General features: G+C 71.2%; 17 protein-coding genes. 7 read left to right on the top strand and 10 right to left on the bottom strand.

Annotated elements, in window-relative coordinates; all coding sequences use genetic code 11:
• Positions 1 to 12: 12 nt before the first annotated feature.
• The 3 genes from OG844_RS31640 to OG844_RS31650 are packed head-to-tail and all read left to right on the top strand — an operon-like array spanning position 13 to position 2,576.
• Positions 13 to 864, top strand: a complete 852-nt coding sequence (locus OG844_RS31640; RefSeq protein ID WP_406396336.1) for an ABC transporter permease — start codon at positions 13 to 15, stop codon at positions 862 to 864.
• Positions 865 to 877: 13 nt separating this feature from the next.
• Entirely contained in the window at positions 878 to 1,852 is a 975-nt protein-coding gene (locus OG844_RS31645; RefSeq protein ID WP_406394872.1) for an ATP-binding cassette domain-containing protein, read from the top strand.
• A 55-nt stretch (positions 1,853 to 1,907) separates the two neighbouring features.
• Complete coding sequence (locus OG844_RS31650; RefSeq protein WP_406394874.1) at positions 1,908 to 2,576, top strand: DUF1707 domain-containing protein; 669 nt, start codon at positions 1,908 to 1,910, stop codon at positions 2,574 to 2,576.
• A 46-nt stretch (positions 2,577 to 2,622) separates the two neighbouring features.
• On the opposite strand, the gene OG844_RS31655 is transcribed toward OG844_RS31650, so the two are convergent.
• Positions 2,623 to 3,876, bottom strand: a complete 1,254-nt coding sequence (locus OG844_RS31655) for an SGNH/GDSL hydrolase family protein (RefSeq protein ID WP_406394875.1) — start codon at positions 3,874 to 3,876, stop codon at positions 2,623 to 2,625.
• 141 nt (positions 3,877 to 4,017) lie between these two features.
• Here OG844_RS31655 and OG844_RS31660 point away from each other — a divergent pair, with 141 nt between their 5' ends.
• Positions 4,018 to 5,484, top strand: a complete 1,467-nt coding sequence (locus OG844_RS31660) for a DUF445 domain-containing protein (RefSeq protein WP_406394877.1) — start codon at positions 4,018 to 4,020, stop codon at positions 5,482 to 5,484.
• Positions 5,485 to 5,670: 186 nt separating this feature from the next.
• Here OG844_RS31660 and OG844_RS31665 read toward each other — a convergent pair whose 3' ends face one another.
• On the bottom strand, positions 5,671 to 5,973 hold the full coding sequence (locus OG844_RS31665) for a hypothetical protein (protein WP_406394878.1): 303 nt from the start codon (positions 5,971 to 5,973) through the stop codon (positions 5,671 to 5,673).
• Positions 5,974 to 6,062: 89 nt separating this feature from the next.
• Between OG844_RS31665 and OG844_RS31670 the strand changes: the two genes are divergently transcribed.
• Positions 6,063 to 6,974: a hypothetical protein gene (locus tag OG844_RS31670; RefSeq protein ID WP_406394880.1), complete on the top strand. Its 912-nt coding sequence runs from the start codon at positions 6,063 to 6,065 to the stop codon at positions 6,972 to 6,974.
• Between the two features lie 18 nt (positions 6,975 to 6,992).
• Here the strand turns inward: OG844_RS31670 and OG844_RS31675 are convergent, their stop codons facing one another.
• From OG844_RS31675 to OG844_RS31690, 4 genes are all read right to left on the bottom strand, one after another.
• The gene (locus tag OG844_RS31675; RefSeq protein WP_406394882.1) at positions 6,993 to 7,772 is read right to left on the bottom strand and encodes a DeoR/GlpR family DNA-binding transcription regulator; all 780 of its coding nucleotides are present in this window, start codon (positions 7,770 to 7,772) and stop codon (positions 6,993 to 6,995) included.
• A 27-nt stretch (positions 7,773 to 7,799) separates the two neighbouring features.
• Positions 7,800 to 8,654 carry a ketose-bisphosphate aldolase gene (locus tag OG844_RS31680; protein WP_406394884.1) on the bottom strand — a complete coding sequence of 285 codons (855 nt, stop codon included), beginning with the start codon at positions 8,652 to 8,654 and terminating at the stop codon, positions 7,800 to 7,802.
• A gap of 138 nt (positions 8,655 to 8,792) precedes the next feature.
• Positions 8,793 to 9,638 carry an excalibur calcium-binding domain-containing protein gene (locus tag OG844_RS31685; RefSeq protein ID WP_406394886.1) on the bottom strand — a complete coding sequence of 282 codons (846 nt, stop codon included), beginning with the start codon at positions 9,636 to 9,638 and terminating at the stop codon, positions 8,793 to 8,795.
• Between the two features lie 572 nt (positions 9,639 to 10,210).
• Positions 10,211 to 11,521: a cation:proton antiporter gene (locus OG844_RS31690; RefSeq protein ID WP_406394887.1), complete on the bottom strand. Its 1,311-nt coding sequence runs from the start codon at positions 11,519 to 11,521 to the stop codon at positions 10,211 to 10,213.
• Positions 11,522 to 11,763: 242 nt separating this feature from the next.
• On the opposite strand from OG844_RS31690, the gene OG844_RS31695 reads away from it, so the two are divergent.
• Entirely contained in the window at positions 11,764 to 12,723 is a 960-nt protein-coding gene (locus OG844_RS31695) for a Ku protein (RefSeq protein ID WP_406394889.1), read from the top strand.
• Between the two features lie 15 nt (positions 12,724 to 12,738).
• On the opposite strand, the gene ligD is transcribed toward OG844_RS31695, so the two are convergent.
• Complete coding sequence (gene ligD / locus OG844_RS31700; RefSeq protein ID WP_406394891.1) at positions 12,739 to 13,698, bottom strand: non-homologous end-joining DNA ligase; 960 nt, start codon at positions 13,696 to 13,698, stop codon at positions 12,739 to 12,741.
• A 124-nt stretch (positions 13,699 to 13,822) separates the two neighbouring features.
• On the opposite strand from ligD, the gene OG844_RS31705 reads away from it, so the two are divergent.
• Complete coding sequence (locus OG844_RS31705) at positions 13,823 to 14,560, top strand: SDR family oxidoreductase (protein WP_406394893.1); 738 nt, start codon at positions 13,823 to 13,825, stop codon at positions 14,558 to 14,560.
• A gap of 49 nt (positions 14,561 to 14,609) precedes the next feature.
• Here OG844_RS31705 and OG844_RS31710 read toward each other — a convergent pair whose 3' ends face one another.
• The 3 genes from OG844_RS31710 to OG844_RS31720 form a co-directional block, all read right to left on the bottom strand.
• On the bottom strand, positions 14,610 to 15,437 hold the full coding sequence (locus OG844_RS31710) for an alpha/beta fold hydrolase (RefSeq protein ID WP_406394894.1): 828 nt from the start codon (positions 15,435 to 15,437) through the stop codon (positions 14,610 to 14,612).
• 218 nt (positions 15,438 to 15,655) lie between these two features.
• The gene (locus tag OG844_RS31715; RefSeq protein WP_406394896.1) at positions 15,656 to 16,321 is read right to left on the bottom strand and encodes a class I SAM-dependent methyltransferase; all 666 of its coding nucleotides are present in this window, start codon (positions 16,319 to 16,321) and stop codon (positions 15,656 to 15,658) included.
• Positions 16,322 to 16,342: 21 nt separating this feature from the next.
• Complete coding sequence (locus tag OG844_RS31720; protein ID WP_406394897.1) at positions 16,343 to 17,725, bottom strand: SGNH/GDSL hydrolase family protein; 1,383 nt, start codon at positions 17,723 to 17,725, stop codon at positions 16,343 to 16,345.
• Positions 17,726 to 17,826 lie beyond the last annotated feature (101 nt).

Here is a 17,826-nt window from a genome sequence, read left to right on the forward strand (position 1 = left end):
GAGAAGGGGGCGGTGGGGGAGCCCGAGCGGCCGGGGATCGCGTTCGCCGACCGGTCGCGGCTGGTCGAGGGGATCCGGGCGTACGGGCTGATCGCGGCGATGTGGCTGCGTTCGACGCTGGCGTACCGGGCGTCGTTCGTGATGACGACCATCGGCAACTTCGTGATGACCGGGGCGGACTTCGTCACGGTCATGCTGATGTTCTCGCACGTCGATGCGCTGGGCGGCTACACGCTGCCGGAGGTCGCGCTGCTGTACGGGGCGTCGGCGACCGCCTTCGGGCTGTGCGATCTGCTGGTGGGGTCGGTGGACCGGCTGGGGCAGCGGGTGCGGGACGGGACGCTCGACACACTGCTGGTGCGGCCGGTGCCGGTGCTGGCGCAGGTGGCCGCGGACCGGTTCGCGCTTCGCCGGCTGGGCCGGATCACGCAGGCGCTGCTGGTGCTGGGCTACGCCCTGGTGACGCTGGACATCGCGTGGAGCCCGCTGAAGGTCCTGATGCTGCCGCTGATGGTGTTGAGCGGGGCGGCGATCTTCGCGGCGGTGTTCGTCGTGGGTGCGGCGTTCCAGTTCTTCGCGCAGGACGCCTCGGAGGTGCAGAACGCGTTCACCTACGGGGGGACGACTCTGCTCCAGTACCCGCCGTCGATCTTCGCGCGGGACCTGGTGCGCGGGGTGACGTTCGTGGTGCCGCTGGCGTTCGTGAGCTGGCTGCCCGCGCTGTATGTGCTGGGCAGGGACTATCCGTTGGGGCTGCCGGAGTGGGTGGCGTTCCTCCCGCCGCTGGTGGCGGGGCTGTGCTGGGTGCTCGCGGGGCTGGCGTGGCGGACGGGGCTGCGGGCCTACCGCAGTACGGGAAGCTGAGGGAGGAGTGGGAATGGACATGGACTTCATCGAGCTCGACGGGGTCGAGAAGGTCTTCGACGTACACCGCAAGACGGGTTTCCTGCGCCGGGAGCGGCACGAGGTGCGTGCGGTGGACGGCATCAGCTTCCGGGTGCCGCGTGGCGAGATGGTCGGGTACATCGGCCCGAACGGGGCGGGCAAGTCGACGACGATCAAGATGCTGACGGGGATCCTCACCCCGAGCGGCGGCCGACTGCGGGTCGCGGGCATCGATCCGTCGCGGGAGCGTACGAAGCTGGCGCACCGGATCGGAGTGGTGTTCGGGCAGCGCACGACGCTGTGGTGGGATCTGCCGCTGCGTGACTCGTACCGGCTGATGCACCGGATGTACCGGATCCCGGACCGCCGTTTCCGGGAGAACCTGGACCGTTGTGTGGAACTCCTCGATCTGGGTGAGCTGTTGGAGACTCCGGTGCGGCAGTTGTCGCTGGGGCAGCGGATGCGGGGCGATATCGCGGCGGCGCTGCTGCACGATCCGGAGGTGCTGTACCTGGACGAGCCGACGATCGGGCTCGATGTGATCTCCAAGGCCAAGGTGCGTGAGTTCCTGCGGGACTTGAACGCGGAGCGGTCCACGACGGTGTTGCTGACCACGCACGATCTGACCGATATCGAGCAGCTGTGCAAGCGGGTGATGGTGATCGACCACGGCCGTCTGGTGTACGACGGTGCGCTGTCCGGGCTGCATGAGGTGGGGGAGAGCGAGCGCACGCTGGTGGTCGATCTGGAGCGGGTGCTGCCGCCGATCGAGCTGGCGTCGGAGCCCTCGGTGCGGGTGGTGAAGGTGGAGGGCCCCAGGCAGTGGCTGGCGTTCCCGGCGTCCGCGTCGGCGGCTCCACTGGTGGCGCGTATCGCGGCGGACTATCCGCTCGTGGACCTGTCGGTGCGGGAGCCGGACATCGAGGCCGTGATCGCGAAGATGTACGTGTCGGATTCGCGTCTCTAGGCCGGTCTTCGGGTTGCTCTATAGGCTGCGCGGTATGACAAGTGAACGTCCGGACATGCGTGCTTCCGATGCGGAACGTGAACGGGTCGCCGAGACCCTGCGGGAGGCCGTGGCCGAGGGCCGGCTGGAGATGGACGAGTTCGAGCAGCGGCTCGATGCGACGTACAAGGCGCGTACGCACGGGGAGTTGGAGCCGCTCGTACGTGATCTCCCGGTACCGGGTAAGGCTGTTGCGCCCGTGGGTGCGGGCTCGCCCGCCCGCGCCCCCGGGACGTCCGTCGACTGGTCGAGGCGTATCGGGGGCCCCGCGACGTCCTCGGGAGGGTTCGCCTTCTGGGGCGGTTTCAGCCGCAAGGGCCGTTGGACGGTGGGGCGGATGTTCACCGCGTTCGCGATGTGGGGCGGGGGCGAGATCGATCTGCGCGAGGCGGACTTCGAGGAGCGCGACACCGTGATCCGGTGCTTCGCGATCATGGGCGGGCTGCAGGTGAAGGTCCCGCCGAACGTGCACCTCCACGTCAACGGCATCGGCGTCATGGGCGGTTTCGACGAGCAGACGAAGGACGCCGACTTCGGCGATCCGGCTCCGGACGCGCCGCGGGTGCGGGTGACAGGGTTCGCCCTGATGGGCGGGGTCGGTGTGGACCGCAAGTGGAGCAAGGCGCAGCGGCAGCGCCTCAAGGAGGCGGAGCGGCTGCGCCTGGAGAAGCCGGACGGTTCGTGAGGGCGGGCGTCTGGAGAGGTCGGACGGTTCCTGGGGGCGGGCGCGGTCAGAAGGCTCCGGCCTTCGGCGTTCCGGTCACGGTCGCGAGGTCGACGAGGCGGCCCAGCGTCCGGTAGCCGGCGTCGTTGAAGTGGAGCCGGTCGCCGCAGTCGTACGCGGGCAGGAGCCGGTTGGGTGCGTACGGGTCGCGTACGGCCCGGTCGAAGTCGATGACGTCGTCGAAGATCCGGCCTGCCCGGATCTGTTCGTTGACAGCCAGGCGTACGTCGTTGCGTTCGGGTGTCCAGGTGCCGAAGCCCTGGAAGGGTGTCAGCGTCGCCCCGACGACCCGCAGTCCGCGGGCGTGGGCGCGTTCTGTGAGGGAGCGCAGTCCGGCCACGATGCGCTGGGGGTCCTCCTCCTGGGGGGCCTGCTGCACGTCGTTGATGCCCAGCGCGATGATCACGGTCCTGGCTCCGGTGACGGAGAGCACGTCACGCTCGAAGCGGTGGGTTCCGCCGACGCCGCCGCGGCCGTTCCTCTCGGGGGCGCTGTCGCGCAGCAGGCGGTTGCCCGCGATGCCCTGGTTGGCGACCCCGTAGCGGTGCCCCAGCCGGTCGGAGAGCACGTCCGGCCAGCGGTTGTTGGCGTCGGTGGTGGAGCCGCTGCCCGCGGTGAGCGAGTCGCCGATCACGACGACCGTGCCCGGTGAGATCTCGTTGCGCACGTCCACCGCGGTGAGGTAGCGCCACCGGTCGGTCCGCCAGGTGCCGCGGTCGTCGGCCAGGTACGACGTCTGCAGGGCGTGGGCGTGAGAGGTGACGGGGCCGCTCCGGTACGGGGTGCGCAGGGTGACGACGAGATCGGCGTCGGGTGCGACGGGCACGACCACGGGGTCGCTGACGATCTGACGGCCTGCGGCGACGGTGACGACGGGCAGGCCGCGGAAGGTCACCGGGCGGGTGTTGACGGTGGCTTCGTCGATGACGAGCGGGGCCGTGCCGAAGAGGTTGGAGAGGGTGATGCGGGCGGCGTCGCCGCCGACGCTGGTGTGCACGGTGTTGCGGATGGTGCGTCCGGGGAGGCCTTGTTCCGTGTCCGGTTCGCCGCTGACGGGTGCTCCGGTCCAGGTGGCGACCCAGGTGCCGGTGGAGTTGGCCGGCGCGGCGGGATTGCGTGCGGCCACGTGCGCCTCGGGTCCGGGCAGCGGCGCCCGGCGCTCCCCGGCGATCAGTGTCGTACCGAACGCGAGTGCGGCGGCGAGCGCGGCGGTGCCTGCTACGAGGGCGATGAGCAGGGCATACCCCTGGCGCCTGGGCATGTGCGGTGATTCTCCTTGTGATGATCGGGCTGGTCTCATGATGCGACAGGCCGCGGGGAACTCGACGTGCGGCCCGGGAGTAGGTGAGGTAGGGACAATGCGTACGGCACTGGGTGACGCGTACGCGGACGGGTGGAGCGGATGGAACACGACGCGGGACAGGGAACGGGGTCCGGCCCGGACTCCGGGGCGGGACCGGGGCCGCACGGTCCCGCGTCCGGGCGGCCGGGGCTGATGCCCGGGGCCGGGGCCGCGGCAGGTGGCGCCGGGACCGACGCCGGATCGGCCGGATCCACGGCCGGGGCGGGCGGCCCGGGTGCCCGGCGGACCGCGGCGCCGCTGGCCGGTTTCGCGTACACCGCTGCCGACGAGGAGAAACAGCGCGGAGTGCGCCGTATGAAGACCACCGCCACGGGTCTGCTCCTGGTCGTCGCGCTCGTCTACGTCCTCGCCACCTGGGCGAAGAACGAGGGTGTGGGTGGCTGGCCGGGCTACGTCGCAGCGGCTGCCGAAGCGGGCATGGTGGGTGCGCTGGCGGACTGGTTCGCGGTCACGGCGCTCTTCCGCCGCCCGCTCGGACTTCCCATCCCCCACACGGCCATCATCCCCACCAAGAAGGACCAGCTCGGGGCATCACTCGGTTCCTTCGTGGGCGAGAATTTTCTCTCCGGAGACGTGGTTCGTGACCGAATTCACGCTCTGGGCGTCGGCGCGCGGCTCGGGGCGTGGCTGGCGGAGCCGGATCACGCGGACCGGGTGACCGCGGAGCTCGCGACCGCGTTGCGCGGTGCGCTGACGGTGCTCAGGGACTCCGATGTGCAGGCGGTCGTCGGAGAGGCGATCACCCGGCGGGCGAATGCGGCGGAGGTCGGCCCCGGCATCGGCAAGATGCTGGAGAAGGTCGTCGCCGACGGCGGGCACCGCAGGGTCGTCGACCTCGTCTGCGTGCGGGCCCACGACTGGCTGGTCGAGCACGGCGAGTCCGTGATGGACGCGGTGCAGGGCGGGGCTCCGGGCTGGACGCCGCGCTTCGTCGACAAGCGGGTGGGGGAGCGGGTCTACAAGGAACTGCTGCGTTTCGTCACGGAGATGCGGGACATGCCGGGGCACCCGGCGCGCGGCTCGATCGACTCGTTCCTGACGGACTTCGCCGCCGACCTCCAGACGGACTCGGACACCCGGGCGCGGGTGGAGCGGCTCAAGGCGGAGATCCTGGGGCGCGGCGAGGTGCAGGACGTCATCGCGTCGGCCTGGTCCTCGGTACGCACGATGATCATCGCGGCGGCGGAGGACGAGCGGAGCGAGCTGCGGCTGCGTGCCAGGGCCTCGCTGATGTCGCTGGGCGCCCGGCTGGCGACGGACGAGCGGCTGCAGGCCAAGCTGGAGGGCTGGCTGGAGGACGCGGCGGTGTACGTCGTCACGACGTACCGCACGGAGATCACGTCGCTGATCAGCGACACCGTCGCCGGCTGGGACGCGCACCAGACCTCGAAGAAGATCGAGGCGCACATCGGCCGCGACCTGCAGTTCATCCGGATCAACGGCACAGTGGTGGGCGCGCTGGCCGGTCTGGTGATCTATTCGGTCTCACGGGCACTGGGAGGCTGACGGCGCTCGACGGCACCGGGCGGCGCCAGGGCGCCGGCGCAGGCCGTGGCAGGCGCTGCGTCGTGGAGGGAAAGCTCCGGGGGCGCCCCCGTCCTGTCGTACGGGAGCACCCCCGGGTCACGCGGGGGAGTTGCCGTTCAGTACGTGCCCCGCGCCGCCGGTGTTCATCGCCCGGCGCACGTCTTCTCAGGCGCTGCGCCGTGTGACCGCCCACGAGGCCGCGGCGACCCCGCCCGCGACGGCGAACACGGCGGGCCATGCGCCGACCTTCTTGGCGAGCGGGTGCGATCCGGCGAACGCGGCGACGTAGGCGACGCTCAGCCCGACGGCCGCCCGGGTTCCGGCCTGCCGGTTCCACTCGTACGCGGCGAGGGAGCCGGCGGCGGCGAGCGCGACACCGCCGAGCGGCCGCTTCCCGGTCCACCGGGCGACCCCGTACCCCCCGAGGAGTCCGCTCGCCGCCACTGCCGCCGCCGGGACCTTCGCCATCGCAGCCACCTTCGCTTCCTTCGCTTCCTTCGTACAGGTCGAGGCTCCGAGGCTAACGCGCCGCCCCGCTCGACGGGCTCGGCCGCCACATGGTGCTGACGCTCTCACGCAGCCGCAGCCGCAGGGCGCACCGGAGCGACCCCCTGCTGCGCGTCGTCTTCTCCCTCGGCAACTACGACGAGCGCTCCCTGCCGCGCACCCGCTTCCACGAGCAGGTCACCGGACGCCTGACGGCCGGCCTCCCGGGCCGCGAACGCGCCCTGCGCGCCGAGCTGGTCGCCGGCCACCTGATCGGCCTGGGCGCCACGCTCAGCCTCCACCGCGAGGGCGCCGGTTCCCGGGCCACCCCGGAACACCTCGCGGACCTGTACGCCCCGGCGTCCAGAGCCTGGTCACGGGCTGACCAGCCGTCAGCAGACCGGTCCCAGGCAGTAAGGTCTGTGCCCAACGACGAGGGGGGCCTCATGTTCATCCGCAGCGCTCTGCGTGCAGTCATACCGGCCGTGATCCTGGGAGCGGGCCTGGTCGGGTGCTCGGAGGCGACCACCACGAACGGGCCGGGCAGCGACGTCCCGCAGGTGGCGCCGGAGGTGGACGCGGCGGCGGCCGACGCGGCGGTCGAGCGGGCGGAGGCGGAGGCATCCGCCTCGGCGAGCCCGGAGGCGCTCACAGAAGCGGACCTGAACAGGCCCGTGTTGGTCCGCGACGCCTTCGCGAGCCTGCAGGCGACCCTGTACGACTCCTGCACCCCGGGGGACGGCAACTGCGCCTATTTCCTGGGCAGGGTGAACGAGGAGCTGAACGGCCTGGACGCGGCCATGAAGGCGGACGCGAAGGGTCCGGGCCACTTCAAGGAGCCCCTGGCCTGGATGGGCACCCTGCGCACGGAGCTGAAGAGCGACACCTCCACGGCCAACCTGGAGAAGCACCGCACCCAGCTGATCGGCACCCGCGACCGCATCAACACCTGGATGCAGGGCCACCCGGACGACTACCGCTGACCCGCCACGGCCGGGACGTCACACGCGCAGCACGTCGATCCCCAGGCCGGTGAACTCCTCGACGGTCTCCTCGGGCGCGTCCCTGTCCGTCACCAGGATCGACACGGCGCTCGTCTCGCACACCTGGGCGAACGCCCGGCGGCCCAGCTTGGAGGAGTCGGCCACCACGATCACCGTGCCCGCGCACTCGGCGAGAGCCCGGTTGGCGCCGGCCTCCGACTCGTCGTGGGTGGCCGCTCCGAAGAGCGGGTGGACGGCGTCCACGCCGAGGATCGTGTAGTCGAGTGCGAGCGTGCGCAGGACGGAGTCGACCAGCGGGCCGACGAGTTCGTACGAGTTCGGGCGGGCCACTCCGCCGGTGACGACGATCTTCACCTGGGGGCGGACCGCCAGTTCGTTGGCGATGTTGATCGCGTTGGTGACCACGGTCAGCGCGATCCCGCCGCCCGCGGGCTCCGGCCGCACGGCCAGTTCCCTGGCCACCTCCGAGGTGGTCGTGCCCCCGTTGATCCCCACCGTGGAGCCCGACGGGATCAGTTCGGCCGCGGCCTTCGCGATGCGCTGCTTCTCGTCCGCCCTGCGGGCCGCCTTGTAGCGCAGCGGCAGGTCGTAGGCGACGGTGCTGACCACGGCGCCGCCCCGGGTGCGGGTCAGCAGGTTCTGCCGGGCGAGTTCGTCCAGGTCGCGCCGTACGGTCGCGGCGGAGCAGTCCAGTCGCGCGGCGGCGTCGAGGACGTCGAGATGACCCTGTTCGCTGAGGATCTCCAGCAGCCGGGTCCATCGGGTGTGTGCCGCCACCTGTTCCTCCTTGTTCGCCGCCGAACCCTATCGCGCCTGGCCGGGACCGGTCCGGGCCAGTACGTGCAGCAGGCGCGTCACCTCGGTCGTGACCGCTTCGCGGGCCGGGCCGAGGTACTTGCGGGGGTCGGCCGCCTCGGCGTGGGTGTCCAGATAGGTGCGGACGGCCTGGGTGAACAGCTTGTTCAGATGGGTGGAGATGTTCACCTTCGTCATGCCCGCGGCGACGGCCCTGGCCAGGCCCGTGTCCCCGACTCCGGACGAGCCGTGCAGGACCAGCGGGACGCCCACCGCGTCGCGCAGCCGGGAGATGAGCCCGAAGTCGAGCGCGGCGTCGCGGGTGAGCATCGCGTGCGAGCTGCCGACGGCGACCGCGAGGGCGTCGACGTCGGTGGCGCCGACGTACGCCCGTGCCTCGTCCGGGTCGGTACGGACCCCGGGGGCGTGCGCCCCGTCCTTGCCGCCGATCTCGCCGAGCTCGGCCTCCACCCATACGTCGTGGATATGGCAGTACTCCGCGACGGCACGGGTCGCGGCGACGTTCTCGTCGTACGGGAGCGTGGACGCGTCGAACATGACGGAGGTGAAGCCGAGTCGGACGGCTTCGCGTACGAGGCCGGCCGACTCGGCGTGGTCGAGGTGGACGGCCACGGGAACGCTCGCGGCCCGTGCGAGGGCGAGCGAGGCGAGCCCGATCGGTTCGAGGGAGCCGTGGTAGCGGGCCGTGTTCTCGCTGATCTGCAGGATCACCGGCAGCCCGGCCGCTTCCGCCCCGCCGACGATGGCCTGCGCGTGCTCGATCTGCACGACGTTGAACGCCCCGACGCCCGTCGTGTTCGTCCTGGCGCGGTGTGCGAGGTCACCGGTGGATATGAGCGGCATGGGGCTTCCTTCGTGGGTACGACGGCGAGCGATGCTTGAAGTTGCTCGATTATTGCGCACTTAGAGCAACTTCAAGCTTCCCGGGTCCCATGTGATCAAATCTGCCCGCGTGGAGCCCTCCGCTCGCTCCCGTTCGCTCTACTCGCAGGCGACGCCGTCGCCGTCCCGGTCGAGGTGGGAGCCGTAGCCGGGGTCCCCGCGGTGGATGGGTGCGGCCCCTGCGGCGCGCACGGCGGAGCAGTTGGCGTAGTAGGTGTCGCCACCGCCGGAGGAGCCGCCGTCCGCCGAACCGCCGTCCGCCGAACCGCCGCTGGAGGATCCTGTGCCGGCCCCGTACGGCTCGCAGCCGACCCCGTCGTTGTCGCGGTCCAGATGGGCCGCGTAGCCCGGGTCCCCGCGGCGGACGGGCGCGGCCCCGGCCGCCCGTACCGCGTCGCAGTTGCTGTAGTACACCGAGGGCTCGCTGGAAACCTTCACCTTCGGCTTCGGCTTCGGCGTGGGCGTGGGCGTGGGAGTCGGGGTCGGGGTGGGCTCGGCCACGGTGATCCGTACGACGGCACTGGCGCTGGGTGCCGCCTTCCCGTCGACCAGAATGTGATAGGTGAACTTGTCCTCGCCGCCGTAGTCGGCCGCGGACGTGTATACGAGCGAGGTCCCCATGACGGTGACCGTCCCGTGCGGGGTCGGGCTCTCGACGGAGAAGGTGAACTCGGCCGTGTCGTAGGTGCCGAGGAGCGGGGCGTCCCTGCCGTCCTCCAGGGTCACGGCATCGTTGGCGAGCGCCTCGATCACGATCTCCGTGCCGGCGTCCGCGCTCGCCTCGTCGTCCACGAGCGCGAGCGCCCGCTCGGCGGAAGCGGTCCGGGACGAGTCGGCCACGGTCTTCGCGTCACTGCCGCTTCCTCCGCACCCCGCCAGGGTCATCACAAGGACGGCGATCCCCGCGGAGATCCGGACCGGACCGCTCTTCACTCTCGAAGTCATGTGCCCCCCAAGGCATGTGCGCAGCATTTCCGTGCAGGTGGAGCGGCGATGCTCGCAGCGGTGGGGAGCCGGGAGGCGGGCTTCGGCGAAAGGAAGCGGAATTGTGATGAAACAATGGAGGAGATGTGGAGGGTCGGCCGCGCGGCGCCTCACCGCCCGTGCGTACCGGCGCCCGGCGCCCTGTTCCGCCGGTAGTCGATGGCCCGGACGGCCGAGGAGTCCGTACGGTGACCTGGCTGCCGGGGGAGCACGGGCCGGAGGACTTCTATCTGCGGCTCGGTTTCCGCAGGACCGGCGAGATGAGCGGCGACCAGGTGGTCGGCGAGCTGGACCTGCCCCGGGTGTGACGTACCCGCGCTGATCCACATGCGGTCCCGGGGCCGTGGCGGGAGGATCGGGAGTACGGGCGGTGGCCCGGTTGCGCCCAGGCCCTCTCGGGCCGGTTCTCCCTTCCGGGCGCTCCGGTCCGCCTCCCGGCCCATGTCCTTGATGCGTGGCTCCTGCGGGCCGTGCCTGTCCGGGATCCCGGATGCCCGGCCTCCCTCACCACAGGCTCCGGCCCTGTGCTCGGTTCAGCGCAGGCGTCGTGAGCCGGAGTGCTGTGCAGTGGGGGCCTCGGGTGTGCCCCTGGCCTCACAGAGGTCGGGGTCGGCGGCCTTGGCGGTGTCGTACCAGTCGCCGTAGAGGTTGGCGAAGTACGGCGCCGACATGCCGTGCAGCAGGATGCTGAGGCCGATGGTGACCGCGATGACCTGTCCCAGGAGTTCGATTCCGGGCACACGGTCCTCGACCAGGAGAAGTCCGAAGACCACGGAAGCCAGGCCGCGGGGGCCGAACCAGCCCATGTAGGCGAGTGTGGGCACCCGCATACCGGTACCGATCAGCGCGAGGGCCACCGGAAGCATTCTGACGACCGTCAGGCTGAGGACCGCGTACGTGATGATGCGCCAGTTCAGGTGCTCCAGCGCCGGGCCGAGCAGGACCGCTCCGAAGGCCAGGAAGCTCATGGTCCCCAGCAGCCCGCCCACGTACTCGGCCAGGTCGGACGGCCGCTTTTCGGCCCGGTCGTCCGCCGCCGGCCTGCCCGTGCGCAGTGCCGTACCGAAGGCGAACCCTCCCATCCACGTGGCGATGAACCCGCTTCCGTCGATGCCGGCCGCCACGCTGTACGCGCAGAAGGCCACTGCCAGGACGGCCACCTGCTGCCATTCGCCCGTCGCCCAGTCCCGGGCCTGTGCGAGGGCCAGCAGTCTCCCTCCGGCCCAGCCGAGGGCCAGACCCACCAGGGTGCTGATGGCGACGGACCGCCAGAACACTCCGCCCGCGCCTTCCTCGGAGGCGAGCGTGCCCGGGAGCGCGGCAAGGAACAGGAGGAAGAACGGCAGTGCCAGGCCGTCGTTCAGGCCGCTCTCGACGTTGAGTCCTTGGCGCACGAGGGCCGGAACACGGGGACTGGAGCCGGCGGTCTTGCCGAGTGCCGCGTCGGTGGGGGCGAGGACGGCGCCCAGCAACGCGAACTCCCACAGGGTCAGGCCGGGAAACAGGGGCCACGCCAGCAGCCACCCCGCCGCGATGCACAGGGGCAGGCCGATGGCCAGGAGACGCAGGGGCAGGAAGCGGCCCGCGCGAAGGGCCTGTCGGCGTACCGTCATCGCGTCGGTGAACAGCAGGAGGGCCAGGGCGGCCTCGGCCAGCAGCATCACGGGGCCCGCGTCGTGCCCCAGGTCGAGAACGTCGAGCCCGATCGGGCCGATGAGCACACCGAAGCCGGTGAACACCATGGGAGCCGATACCGGTGTCGAGCTCAGGCGGCGCGAGAACAGTGCGTAGCCGGCGGTAACGGCCGCGATCGCGGCTCCGGTCCAGGCGCTGCCACCGCTCATGACGTCCCGCTCTTCCTGTCGCAAAGCACGGAGCCGAGAGCCAGTGTGGCGCGGGACAGGATCCGTAACACGGCACCGACACGCGTGCGGCACCGGATCGGCCGCCACTGCCCGCAGCCGTCATCGTGGCCGGGGTCACGCAAAGGGGGGCCATGGACGGGCGGCCACGCTCCGGGCGTTCTACGGTGAGGGGGATGTGAGATCTGCACAGCCCAGCCACCAGGGGGGTCTGGAGGTACTGGATGCCGCGGCCCCTGTGGACCGGAGCGATCAGCTTCGGGCTCGTCACCATCCCGATCAAGGTGGTGTCCGCCACCGAGAACCACTCGATCTCCTTCCACCAGTACCACCTCGAGGACATGGGCCGTATCCGCACCCGCAAGGTGTGCGAGCTCGACGGCGAGGTCCTCTCCCAGGACGAGATCGGCAAGGGGTACGAGATCGCCAAGGACCGGACCGTTCCCGTCACGGACGAGGAGCTCGACCGGATGCCGTTGCCGACGGCGAAGGCGATCGAGATCGTGGCGTTCGTCGACGCGGACCGGGTCGATCCGGTACGGATCAGCGACAGCTACTACCTCGCTACCGACGGCCAGGTCGCGGCGAAGCCGTACACCCTGCTGCGCAAGGCGCTGGAGCGCAGCGACAAGGTCGCCGTCGCCAAGTTCGCCTGGCACAACCGCGAGCGCCTCGGTCTGCTGCGGGTGCGGGACAACGCCATCGTGCTGCACTCCATGCGGTGGCCGGACGAGATCCGCAGCCCCGAGTCCCTGGCTCCCGGCGACGTCGAGCTGGACGAGGACGAGATCGAGCGGGCCGTCCAGCTCACCGACACGATGGCCCTCGATGACATCTCCGGCTTCCGGGACCGCTACCGCGACGCTCTGGAGGAGCTGATCGCGGCCAAGTCCGAGGGCAAGGAGCTGCCGGAGCCGCGCGGGGGCGAGGAGGAGGAGTCGGGGAAGGTCATGGACCTGATGGCCGCGCTGAACGCCTCGGTGAAGGCGGCGAAGGAGACGCGCGGCGAGGCCACCGGGCCGGAGGGCGAGCACGCGACCGTGCACGAGATGAAGTCCGGCACCAGGAAGCGGGCCGCGAAGAAGACCACGGCCAAGAAGGCGGCGGCCAGGAAGACGGCGGCCAAGAAGACGGCCGGGAAACCTGCGCGGAAGACGGCTGCCAGGAAGCGCACGGCGTCCTGAGCCCGGCGCGTTCCCTCACCCGAGGTCGTCCGGGGCGAGGTCGGGCCGCAGCCGGTGCCAGGAGGGCTGGCGCAGCCGCCCCGCCCTGGTCCGGGTCGCGTACCGCACCTCGCCGACCAGCCGCGGCAGCACCCACCGCGCACCCGCGGTCGGAGGCACCTCGTCGAACGGGCAGGTGTCGATCTCGGCGACCCGGAGCAGCTCGCCGAGAGTGGTCCGCTCCGCGTCGCTCCACCCCGTCCCGACGTTGCCCGCGTAGCGCAGCCCGCCCTCGTGCCGTTCGCCGACGAGCAGCGCTCCGGGCAGCCCGTCCAGTCGGCCGCGACCGGGCACCCAGCCGCCCACGACGACGTCCACGGTGTGCACGTGGCGGATCTTGATCCAGGTGCGGGAGCGGACTCCTGGCTCGTACGTGGAGGAGAGCCGCTTGGCGATCAGGCCCTCCAGCCCGGCCTCCCGGGTCATCCCGAGGGCCTCCTCGCCGTGCCCGACGACGACCGAGGGCGTCGACCAGTGCGCCCCGACGAGCCCCAGCTCCTCCAGGGCCGCACGGCGTTGCGTGTAGGGCAGTGGGAGGAGGCTGGTGCCGCGGAGGAGCAGGGCGTCGAACAGGACGAGGTGGGCGGGGACCCGCTCCGCCATGCGGGCGGCCCTGGCGGGTGATCCGGAGAGCCCCATGCGGGACTGCAGCCGCTCGAAGTCGCTGCGCCCCTGGCTGTCCGGTGCGACGATCTCGCCGTCCAGTACGGCCGGTACGCCGTCGAGCGCGGGGCCGAGCGCCGCGAGTTCCGGATAGGCGGCCGTGATGTCGGCGCCGGAGCGGGCCAGCAGTTCCACGGTGCCGTCTCCCGGCAGATACACGACGGCCCGCTGGCCGTCCTGCTTCACCTCGAACGCCCACTGGTCGTCGGTGGCCGCGGGCGGCAGGGTGCCGGGCGTGGCGAGCATCGGGGCGATCCGGGGCAGAGTGGCCATGAATCCACCATCTCAGCCCGCGGCGGTACTTTCCCGGCCGCTTTCCCGGACGTCTGAGTAGAGTGAGCAAGTCGCGGCAAATCCGGCAAATCGGATCCAGGGTTCACTCTCCGGGAGACAAGACATGAAGGTCGCAGTGATCGGCGGAACGGGACTCATCGGTTCGCAGGTGGTGACGATCCTGAAGGAGGCCGGACACGACGCGGTTCCTCACTCGCTGTCCACCGGCGTCGACCTCCTCACCGGGCAGGGGCTGCCCGAGGCGCTCGAAGGGGCCGATGCCGTCGTCAACCTGACGAACTCGCCCACCTTCGACGACCTCTCCCTCGACTTCTTCCGGATCACGATGGACAACCTCCTCGCGGCAGCCGAGCGGGCGGGGGTCGGCCACGCGGTCGTGCTGTCCATCGTCGGCGCGGACCAGGTGCCCGGCCTCGACTACTACCGGGCCAAGGTCCTCCAGGAGGACGTGCTCAAGGCCGGGCCCGTCCCGTACTCGATCGTCCGGGCCACGCAGTTCTTCGAGTTCATGGACGCGGTCCTGTCCTGGACCGACGACGGGCAGACCGTCCGCCTGCCGTCCACCCCGCTGCAGCCCATGGCCGCGGCCGACGTCGCCCGGGCGGTGGCCGACGTCACCGTCGACAGCCCTCTCGGCGGCACCCGCGACGTCGCCGGCCCCGACGTCTTTCCGCTGGACGAGCTCGGCAGGATCACGCTGGCCGCCCGCGGTGACGGGCGCACCGTCGTCACGGACGACAGCGCCGGAATGTTCGCGGCGGTTCCTGGCGACGCCATCATCGCCAAGAGCGATGTGCTCATCGCGCCCACTCACTACCGGGACTGGCTCGCCTCGGCCTGACCGGCGGCAGGACTGCCCCGCCGCCGGGCCGGAAGGTGTGCGCGGCCCCTCAGGCGCGGGCGAAGGCCAGCAGGTCCGCGTCGAAGACGTCCTTGAACGGGGCGACCATCGACAGGCCGTGCGGCGCCCCCTCGTACACCCTGAGCGTGGCGTCCTTGACGATCTTGGAGGACTTCTCCGCCGAGGCCACGATGGGGACGATCTGGTCGTCGCCGCCGTGGGCGATGAGGGTGGGGATGTCGAACGCCTTCAGGTCCTCGGTGAGGTCCGTCTCGGAGAACGCCTTGACGCAGTCGTACGCGCCCTTGATCCCGACCTGCAGCGACCACTGCCAGAACGCGTCGCGGGTGCCCCGGGAGACTTCCGACCCGGGGCGGTTGGCGCCGTAGAACGTCTCGCTGAGCTCCTGGTAGAACTGGGAGCGGTCGGTCGCGACACCCTTGCGGATGCCGTCGAACACCTCGCGCGGCAGCCCTTCCGGATTCGCCTCGGTCTTCAGCATCAACGGCGCGATCGCACCGAGCAGGACGGCCTTGGCGACCCGGCCCGTGCCGTGGCGGCCGAGGTAGCGCGCCACTTCGCCGCCGCCCGTGGAGTGGCCGACGAGGATGATGTCCCGCAGATCGAGCTCCTCGATCAGCGTCGCCAGGTCGTCGGCGTACGTGTCGAGGTCGTTGCCGTTCCACGGCTGTCCGGAACGCCCGTGACCGCGCCGGTCGTGGGCGATCGCGCGGAAGCCGTTCTCCGCCATCAACCGGACCTGCGGATCCCACGCGTCGGCGTTCAGGGGCCAGCCGTGACTGAACACGACAGGCTGTCCCGTTCCCCAGTCCTTGTAGAAGATCGGCGTCCGGTCCTGCGTGGTGATGAACGGCATGACGGGTCCTCTCGAACGAGTCGGTACGGACTGTGTGCACCCATCGGATCCGGTGCACCCACCGGATCGGCTGCGCCGCAAGTCGGCCGTGCCGCACGCCTGGCGGGCCGCGCTCGGCCCGGTACGGGTCCGGTGGCGCTGATGTCGACAATTTACCGCCGCTGCGAGGATGTCGCGATCGGCGCCGCGGCGCACGGCGGCGCCGGGCGCCGCGCGGCTCAGGGGCTTACGGGCGGTTCGGGCTTCCGGGCCACGATGCAGACGTCGGGTCGTTTCGCCCGCCCGCTGGGCGCCTGTTCCAGGCGCGCCGCGACGACGAGACCCGCCCCGCGCAGCAGCTCCGCGAGGCGGTCCAGCGGCAGGAAGTAGGAGCGATAGGACACCGGGTGGCCGTAGGCCTCGGCGGGGGTCAGGTGTTCGTCCTCGCCGATGTACCCACCGAGGAGCACATGTCCGCCGGGCGCCAGGGTGCGGTGGAACTCGGCGAACACGCGCGGCAGTTGGTCCGGTGGGGTGTGGTGGGTGGAGTACCAGGCCAGGATGCCGCCCAGTTCGTCGTCCGCGAGGTCCAGCGCGGTCATCGAACCTTCCGCGAACCGCAGACCGGGGTTGCCCTCCCGGGCGATCCCGACCATCGAGGGGGACAGGTCGATGCCGAACGCGTCCAGGCCCAGCGACGCCAGGTGCGCCGTCACCAGGCCGGGGCCGCAGCCGAGGTCCGCGACCCGGCTGTTTCCCCCGGCGAGCACCAGTTCGGCGAAGGCGGCCAGCACCGCACGGTTCAGCGGGTCGAGTTCGGCGGGCCGCGGGACCCGTACGGCGTAGGTCGTGGCGACGGTGTCGTACGAGTCCCGGACGGCGGCAAGGTGGGAGGGGTCGATCATGGCACCGACCCTAGCCAGCGGTCAGTTGTAGCCGAAGCCCCGGGGAAGCGGAGCCTGTTGGAACAGCCGGGTGGGGACCGCGTCGGCCAGGGCCTGGTAGCCCGCGGGGTTGAGGTGGAGGTGGTCGCCGGTGTCGAACGAGGCCCGGAGCCGGGTGGGGGCGAGCGGGTCGCGTACGGCCCGGTCGAAGTCGAGCACGCTGTCGAAGCGGCCGCTCGTACGGATCCAGGTGTTGACGGTCTGCCGTGCCTCCTCGCGGTGGCCGTCGGGGTCGTCGTACCCGGTGTTGGCGCCGATGGGGGTGAGCGTCGCCCCGTACACGCGGATGCCCTGGGTGTGGGCCCGGGTGATGATCTGCTCGTACGCGGCGATGACGTCGGCCGCGACCTGCTTCTGGGCGGCCGGTGATGCCTCGGCCGTGCCGATGTCGTTGACGCCCTCGAAGACGAGCAGCCAGTCGACGCCGCTCTGTGCCAGGACGTCGCGGTCCAGGCGGGCCAGGCCGTTGGGGCCCAGGCCGTCGTTGAGCAGCCTGTTGCCGCCGGCCGCCTGGTTGACGATCGCGGCCTTCGCGGTGGCCGGACCGGCCTTGAGGCGCTTCTGCAGGAGGTCGGGCCAGCGGTCGTTCATGTTGGTGGTGGAGCCCCGGCCGTCGGTCAGCGAGTCACCGAGCACGACGGCGGCCGAGGTGGTGTTCCTGGACCAGACCTCGACGCCGCTGAGGAAGTACCAGTGGTCGGTGGGCGTCGCCCCGGTGAGGTCCGTGTCGCCGACGTGGTTCCCGGCCTGCAGGTAGGAGGTCGTACGGGAGCCGGGGTGCGAGGTGATCGCGGTGGAGGCCTGGCCGTTGGCCAGATAGGCCGTCGCGGTGAGGTTGGACCCCGGCTCGAGCCGGAAGTCCAGCGGGTCGGAGACCGCCTGCGCACCGGCCGGCACCGAGACCGAGGAGTGCCCCTGGAAGGTCACCTCGTGCGTGGTTCCCGGCTGGACCGCACTGGTTCCGGCCTTGCCGTCGCGCGGCAGGGCCACGGTCACCTTGGTGATCGGCAGCACCGTGCCGCCGAACGCGTTGGAGAAGCGCAGCCGGATGTGCTCGCCGCCGGCCGAGACGTGGACGGTCTGCCGCAGGGTGGCGTCCGTCAGCACGGAGCCCTCCCGGGTGAACGGCGCCGGAGGCATGTTGCCCGGCTCCGTCAGCTGCGGCATGGACGTCCAGGTGCTCACCCAGCGGGCGTTCCGTTCCGTCGGCCCCGGGGAGCTGCCCGGCCCGTGGCCGCCTTCCCCGGCTCCGATCGCGGGGGTGGCGACCGTGGCGGCGAGCGCAGCGGTGGCGAGCAGGCTGAGGATCGATGATCTTCGGTTCACGGTGGTGCTCCCTCTGCGCGGGTGGGGGAAGCAGGGCATGAAGAAGGAGGGGCAAGCGGGGAGTTCGGTCCATGTACATGGACCGTGTCCTCACGTGCGCCCAGCGATTCAGGCGGCAGGCTAGCTCTCCGACAGATTTC

Source organism: Streptomyces sp. NBC_00887, from assembly GCF_045207585.1.

What these genes read in the sequence shown, in the direction of transcription:
- OG844_RS31670 (WP_406394880.1), top strand. Translation starts at nt 6,063, where the DNA reads ATGGTGCTGACGCTCTCACGCAGCCGCAGCCGCAGGGCGCACCGGAGC.
- OG844_RS31650 (WP_406394874.1), top strand. Translation starts at nt 1,908, where the DNA reads ATGCGTGCTTCCGATGCGGAACGTGAACGGGTCGCCGAGACCCTGCGG.
- OG844_RS31660 (WP_406394877.1), top strand. Translation starts at nt 4,018, where the DNA reads ATGGAACACGACGCGGGACAGGGAACGGGGTCCGGCCCGGACTCCGGG.
- OG844_RS31705 (WP_406394893.1), top strand. Translation starts at nt 13,823, where the DNA reads ATGAAGGTCGCAGTGATCGGCGGAACGGGACTCATCGGTTCGCAGGTG.
- OG844_RS31665 (WP_406394878.1), bottom strand. Translation starts at nt 5,973, where the DNA reads ATGGCGAAGGTCCCGGCGGCGGCAGTGGCGGCGAGCGGACTCCTCGGG.
- OG844_RS31690 (WP_406394887.1), bottom strand. Translation starts at nt 11,521, where the DNA reads ATGAGCGGTGGCAGCGCCTGGACCGGAGCCGCGATCGCGGCCGTTACC.
- OG844_RS31645 (WP_406394872.1), top strand. Translation starts at nt 878, where the DNA reads ATGGACATGGACTTCATCGAGCTCGACGGGGTCGAGAAGGTCTTCGAC.
- OG844_RS31710 (WP_406394894.1), bottom strand. Translation starts at nt 15,437, where the DNA reads ATGCCGTTCATCACCACGCAGGACCGGACGCCGATCTTCTACAAGGAC.
- OG844_RS31685 (WP_406394886.1), bottom strand. Translation starts at nt 9,638, where the DNA reads ATGACTTCGAGAGTGAAGAGCGGTCCGGTCCGGATCTCCGCGGGGATC.
- OG844_RS31680 (WP_406394884.1), bottom strand. Translation starts at nt 8,654, where the DNA reads ATGCCGCTCATATCCACCGGTGACCTCGCACACCGCGCCAGGACGAAC.
- OG844_RS31715 (WP_406394896.1), bottom strand. Translation starts at nt 16,321, where the DNA reads ATGATCGACCCCTCCCACCTTGCCGCCGTCCGGGACTCGTACGACACC.
- OG844_RS31720 (WP_406394897.1), bottom strand. Translation starts at nt 17,725, where the DNA reads ATGCCCTGCTTCCCCCACCCGCGCAGAGGGAGCACCACCGTGAACCGA.
- OG844_RS31695 (WP_406394889.1), top strand. Translation starts at nt 11,764, where the DNA reads ATGCCGCGGCCCCTGTGGACCGGAGCGATCAGCTTCGGGCTCGTCACC.
- OG844_RS31655 (WP_406394875.1), bottom strand. Translation starts at nt 3,876, where the DNA reads ATGCCCAGGCGCCAGGGGTATGCCCTGCTCATCGCCCTCGTAGCAGGC.
- ligD (WP_406394891.1), bottom strand. Translation starts at nt 13,698, where the DNA reads ATGGCCACTCTGCCCCGGATCGCCCCGATGCTCGCCACGCCCGGCACC.